Origin of the sequence: uncultured Sunxiuqinia sp. (assembly GCF_963974515.1) — a bacterium.
Lineage (GTDB): Bacteria > Bacteroidota > Bacteroidia > Bacteroidales > Prolixibacteraceae > Sunxiuqinia.
On the sequence record NZ_CAXBDD010000153.1, the window covers coordinates 1 to 6,222 of the forward strand.

The following is a 6,222-nucleotide window of genomic DNA, read 5'->3' on the forward strand; positions in this document are numbered from 1 at the left end:
GGAAGCAAAGGGATTGGATCCGCAATTTGTAGAGAATTGGCGGCCTGTGGAGCAGATGTATTTATCAACTATTTTTCAAACAAGGAAAGTGCAGAAAAGCTGGCTGCTGAAATAAGGAAAGAATTTGGCGTTAAAGTCGGAATTGGTGGCGCCGATGTCTCTAAATCGGAGCAGGTAAAAAACATGTTTATTGAAATGGATGAGGCTTTTGGCGAAATCGACATTCTTGTAAATAATGCCGGTAGTGAAAGTGTAATTCATGCACTGGACATGGAAGAAGCCGAGTGGGATAGAGTTATCAATATAAATTTGAAGGGCCCCTTTTTGTGTGCGCAGGAGGCTGGAAGAAGAATGGAAAAATCAGGTGGAGGTGTCATCATCAATATTTCTTCTATCCACGATACCACGCCGCGCAAAGGGTTAATACATTATTGTTCGGCAAAAGCCGGATTGAAAATGCTCAATAAGTGTTTGTCGCTAGAACTTGCCGAAAGCAATATTCGGGTGGTGTCGGTTGCTCCGGGTGCTATTGAAACGGAAATGAACCGCGAGGAAATCAACCAGTTTGGTCGCGAAAAATTCGACCAATGGATTCCATCCGGTAGGGTTGGTAATGTGTCAGAAGTGGCTCAGACAGTCGCATTTTTGGCAAGCGATATGGCCGGCTATATTAATGGGGCCGATGTGTACATCGATGGAGCTTACATGAACCATACCATCCAGTACGATCCTCGTCCACCCCGAAAAAAACAGTAATAGCCGGGGGCAATGAAACTTTATTTTTTGAGCTTAATCGTAAACACCATGTCGATATTTTATACCGGAAGCTATACACAGCTTGGTGCACCTGCAACAAATCCCACCGGAAAGGGAATCGGTTGTTTTCAACTGAATTCGGAAACGGGTGAAGTTCATCTTCTGCAGTATACACAACAGCGCAGTCCGAGTTACCTGGTTGTTTCAAACGACAAAAAGTATTTGTATGCCGTTGAAGAAATGTATGAAAACCTGGATCCACAGGTTTATGCATATAAAATAGGAGAGGGAGGAGCTTTAACATTCCTGAATTCTCAAGAAATCGCAGGCGATTATGCCTGTCATTTGGCCATCGTTCAGTATAGGCTGGTTGTTGCCAATTATGTTTCAGGTAATGCGCTATCGTATCCAATCTTGGAGGATGGTAGTCTTGCTCCATTCAACCAGGAAATAAAACACGAGGGAACAGGTCCAAATAAAGAGCGACAAGAAGCAGCTCATGCACATATGATTTATCCTTTCAAAAACGACGGCATGTATGTGGTTGACTTATCGCTGGATCGAGCAAAGGCTTATCAATTTGAACCAGCTTCCAGGCTGTGGGAAGCAACACCAAAACTGGATATTAAGATGGATGCCGGAAGCGGTGCGCGCCACATGGCGATGGATAATAAGGAAGAATTTGCTTTTGTTTTAAGCGAATTGAGGGGTGAAATTTTTGTGGCTGATTTGCGGGGTAACGAAACCGAAGTTATACAGAAAATTTCGTTTATCCCCGAAACACACAAAGGCGCAATCGGCGGGGCAGCTATCCGGCTTCATCCCAATGGCCAATTCTTGTATACCTCAAATCGTGGATCGGACACCATTGCTGTTTTCAAGATCGACAAAGTATCTAAAAAATTATCCCTTATCACCCACCATTCAACCGAAGGTAAAACACCGCGCGATTTCAATGTTGATCCGAGCGGTAAATGGCTTGTTGCAGCAAATCAGGATTCGAATACGCTGGTCGTGTTCGGGATAAACAAAGATGATGGTACGCTGAGCATGAAATCAAAAATTGAAGTGGAAACACCGGTGAACATTTGCTGGTTATAATCGAAGCTAATTAAATACATTCAAAAATGATTGAATTGATGGGAATAGCATGGGATCATCCAAGAGGATATGAGCCTTTAATTGCTGCAGCAGAAGAATTCACAAAGAGTAATCCCAACGTAACAGTAAAGTGGGATGTTCGCTCACTAAAGGAATTTGGCGATATGCCAATTGAAAGCCTTATTGAGCGTTATGACCTTATAACCATTGATCATCCCTACATGGGGCAGGCCGATAAAAATGGTCTGCTGCTTAAACTGGAAGAACACCTCTCAGAGGCTCAGATTAAAGCTTTTGAAGCTGAAGCATTAGGACTATGTTTTAGAATATATCAATACAACAATCATTTGTACGCTGTACCCATTGATGCTGCCGCATTGGTTGGTGCCTGCCGAAAAGATTTGATTGATGAAACCGGTTTAAACCTACCCAAAACCAGAAATGAACTAAAAAGATTTTACGCTAAAGTTCCATTCGGATATTCCGTAGCATGGGCCCTTTGTCCTACAGACATTTGGTGTACCTTTTTAACCCTTTGCGCTCAGAATGCCGGTCGCGGCTTTATAAAGAACGGGGAAATTGATTCTAAAATTGGGAGCAGTGTGTTGGATGAACTTAAATACCATCTGGATTTTCTTCATCCTGAATCTATAAACTGGAACCCAATTCAGATTCTGAACAGAATGGGTAACGAAAATGAAATAATCTATTCTCCCTATTTGTTTGGATACACCAATTATTCCCGCAAAGGTTACACGAAGAATTTGGTTCATTTTACAGATAGTCCGGTAGGAGTGCAAAAAAATATTTCAACCATCATGGGGGGTGTTGGTTTGGCTGTTTCTGGCTCGACTAAAAATCCCGCAATAGCTTCAAAATTTGCTGGATATGTGGCCTCTGCCGAGATTCAGGAAGGAACGTTTACACAAAACGGAGGTCAGCCGGCGAATAAACTGGCTTGGCAAAGTGCCGAAAACAACCAGCTTTGCAACAATTTCTTCGGCAATACCGAGTGGACCATCGAAAACGCTTACACCCGGCCACAACATCCGGGGTGGAACCTGTTTCAGGAGCAGGGTGCCGAATTAATTCATGAGGGGATATTAAAAAATACCGCTTCAGAAGTAATAATGATTAAACTGAATGAATTGTATAAAACGGTTTAAAATGAAAAATTTTACCACCATACAGATAGAGATAATTGATAAAATAGCTGTTCTGAAATTCAATCGTCCGGAACAATTGAATGCTATGAACAGGCAAATGATGGACGAAATAATTGAGGCCATTCAATGGATTAACAGCAACGAGGAAACTGCTGTGGCTTTGATTTTTGGCGAAGGCAGGGCATTTATGGCCGGTGCAGATATAAAAGAGTACGGCACTCAAACTGCCGAAGAGTTTGAATCTTTCCAGGAAAAAGGCAAACAACTCTACGAATCAATTGAAAACGCTTCGAAACCATGGATTGCGGCAGTAAACGGTTTTGCGCTTGGCGGTGGATTTGAAATAGCCCTTTCGTGCGATCTGATTGTGGCTTCAGGATCTGCCATTATGGGATTGCCCGAGGTATTTCTAAGTCTGATTCCCGGAGGAGGCGGCACACAGCGTTTAATACAGAAAGTTGGTATTAATCGGGTAAAAGAGATGTTGTTTCTTGGTGCCCAGTTCGATGCAGCTACCATGTATAGCTGGGGAATTGTTAATCGGGTTTTCATTGGCGATGACTTTTTTGCTCAGGCAATGGATTTTGCCGGAAAATTATCCCGAAGATCTGAAAGTTCGGTAGCTCAACTAAAACGATTGGCAAATCTTAGTTTGCAGCACATCCGCTTCGACGAGAAAATCAACGACGAGGCACGAACTGTAAAGGCATTGTATTTAACAGAGGAGGCGCAAACTGCCATTCAGAATTTTATTAAAAAATCAGAAAATAGAGATGGGAAATAATGGACCATTAAACGGTTTGGTAGTGGCCGACTTTTCGCAGTTGGCGCAAGGCCCATGGGCAACACAAATGTTAGGCGACATGGGGGCGGAAATTATTAAAATTGAGCCACCCAAAGGAGATTGGATGAGACATTATTCCTATGGCAATCTATATCCTAAGGGCGAGAGTATTTCGTTTATCAGTTTTAATCGAAATAAGCGAAGCATCGCGCTCGATTTAAAGTCGGAAGAGGACAAAAAGATTGCAAAAAGCATTATCGCAAAAGCCGATATTTTGCTCGAAAATTATCGTCCCGGCGTTATGGAGCGTCTTGGCTTGGGCTACGAGGAAATGAAGGCCTTGAATCCGAAATTGGTGTATTGTTCCAGTTCTGGTTATGGTGCAAGTGGCCCCTATTTAAAGCGGGCGGGGCAGGATTTGTTAGCACAAGCCATTAGCGGAGGCCCTGCGCTAAACGGTAAAAAAGGAGATTTACCTGTGGTGACGGCGGTCGGCCAGGCTGATTTATTAACCAGTTTATTCATTGTGCAGTCGGTGCTGGCAGCTATTTTTTCGCGCAGCGTTACCGGCAAGGGGCAAAAAGTTGAGGCCAATTTGCTGAGCTCAATTGTAGGTTTTCATGTGCAGGAGGTAACGGCTTATTTGCAAAAAGGAGCAAACCCCGAGCGTAGCGAAAGCGGAATCCCCAATCCTTGGCTTGGAGCTCCCTATGGTTTGTATGATACGGCAGATGCGTACATCGCCATAGGAATGAGTTCGGTACGCAAAGTAGCCAAGGTGATTGGGTTGGAAAAATATGATAGCGAGGGGTTTGATTCTAACAATATTATAGAGAATAGAGACCAGATTCGTTGGGATTTTAATGCTGTATTCAAAACCAAAACAACCAACGAATGGCTTGAATTGTTGCTTGCCGAAGATGTGTGGTGCTCGCAGGTCAATTCTTTTGATGAGATGGTGGAAGATCCACAAATTAAGCACAATAATATGATTATAGAATACGAGCATCCTACTGTGGGAAAGGTCAGAACCACCGGATTTTCTGTGAGTTTTAGCGATACACCGCAAAAGATTCAAAAACCGGCTCCTTTGCTGAATGAACATGCTGCTGAAATATTGAAGGAGTATTGCGGTTACAGAGATAAGGATATTAATGATTTTTTAAGCAAACAACAATGAAACTAGGATTTGGATTATACCGTCATATGCTCAACGAGGAGCATTACAAATTTGCCAAACAATGTGGAGCGACACATTTGGTAGTGCACCTGGTCGATTATTTTGGAAATGTCGACAACGATAAGTCCAGTGCCAATCAGCCTATTGGGGCAACAAAAGGTTGGGGCAAAGCCGGCAATGGCGAACTATGGTCGTTGGAAGAATTGTTGAAAATTAAGGCCGAAATCAACAGTCACGGAATGGAATGGTATGCCATTGAAAACTTTGATCCTTCCATTTGGCACGACATCCTTTTAGATGGTCCCCAAAAAGCACAACAGATGGAATTAGTGAAAGAGCAAATTCGCATTGTTGGCGAAGCAGGAATACCTGTTTTTGGGTATAATTTTTCGCTCGCCGGAGTCTCGAGTCGGGTGGTAAAACCCTTTGCACGCGGGGGAGCTGTTTCGGTGGGTATGGAAGGTTCGGTTGATGAAACTCCGCTACCCAATGGCATGGTTTGGAACATGGTGTACAACGAAAATGCACCGGCAGGGACAGTTCCTTGCGTAAGTCACGATGAGCTTTGGAACCGTTTGCAATATTTTCTGGAAAATATTATTCCGGTGGCAGAAGAGGCTGGCGTAAAAATGGCTGCCCACCCCGACGACCCACCGATGCCTTACGTGCGAAACACGCCGCGTTTAGTTTATCAGCCGCACATGTATCAACGCCTGATTGATATGCAGCCAAGTGCGAACAATAACCTTGAATTCTGTTTGGGGACAATTTCTGAAATGACGGAAGGCGATGTTTACGAGGCAACTCATCAATACAGCTCGCAAAATAAAATTGCGTACATTCATTTTCGCAATGTAATTGGCAAAGTACCGGATTATAAGGAGGTTTTTGTGGATGAAGGCGATATTGATATGTTTCGCGTTCTTGAAATTCTGAAACAAAACAATTATGAAGGCATTCTTATACCAGATCACACTCCACAAATGAGTTGCGAAGGATCGTGGTATGCGGGAATGGCTTATGCTATGGGATATATTTCAGCTGCTATGAAAATGGTATAGCGTAAAGAGATAGTTTAAGTTTGGCCTGAAATCCAGAAGTTCAGCATATCGCATATTAGCTGTTAAATAACTGAACTTTTCTTGGGTTTCTTTCTCTAAGTGATTGTCCGTATACTAGTATAAATCTCAAAATCTGATGGAAAAAATACTACTAACAAAATTATCCGAATGCAT

General features: G+C 42.9%; 6 protein-coding genes. All 6 read left to right on the forward strand.

All coding sequences use genetic code 11. The features are described 5' to 3' along the window. A partial coding sequence (locus AAC033_RS17955) for an SDR family oxidoreductase (protein WP_339740697.1) occupies positions 1-756 on the forward strand: 756 nt, incomplete at its 5' end. 27 nt (positions 757-783) lie between these two features. Next, positions 784-1,857, forward strand: a complete 1,074-nt coding sequence (locus tag AAC033_RS17960) for a lactonase family protein (protein WP_339740699.1) — start codon at positions 784-786, stop codon at positions 1,855-1,857. A gap of 26 nt (positions 1,858-1,883) precedes the next feature. Continuing rightward, positions 1,884-3,023, forward strand: a complete 1,140-nt coding sequence (locus AAC033_RS17965) for an extracellular solute-binding protein (RefSeq protein WP_339740701.1) — start codon at positions 1,884-1,886, stop codon at positions 3,021-3,023. Position 3,024: 1 nt separating this feature from the next. Continuing rightward, complete coding sequence (locus tag AAC033_RS17970; protein ID WP_339740704.1) at positions 3,025-3,807, forward strand: enoyl-CoA hydratase/isomerase family protein; 783 nt, start codon at positions 3,025-3,027, stop codon at positions 3,805-3,807. Then, the gene (locus tag AAC033_RS17975) at positions 3,797-4,987 is read left to right on the forward strand and encodes a CoA transferase (RefSeq protein WP_339740706.1); all 1,191 of its coding nucleotides are present in this window, start codon (positions 3,797-3,799) and stop codon (positions 4,985-4,987) included. Before AAC033_RS17970 ends, AAC033_RS17975 begins: the two co-directional genes overlap by 11 nt. Continuing rightward, complete coding sequence (locus AAC033_RS17980) at positions 4,984-6,048, forward strand: mannonate dehydratase (protein WP_339740708.1); 1,065 nt, start codon at positions 4,984-4,986, stop codon at positions 6,046-6,048. The genes AAC033_RS17975 and AAC033_RS17980 overlap by 4 nt, the downstream gene beginning before the upstream one ends. Positions 6,049-6,222 lie beyond the last annotated feature (174 nt).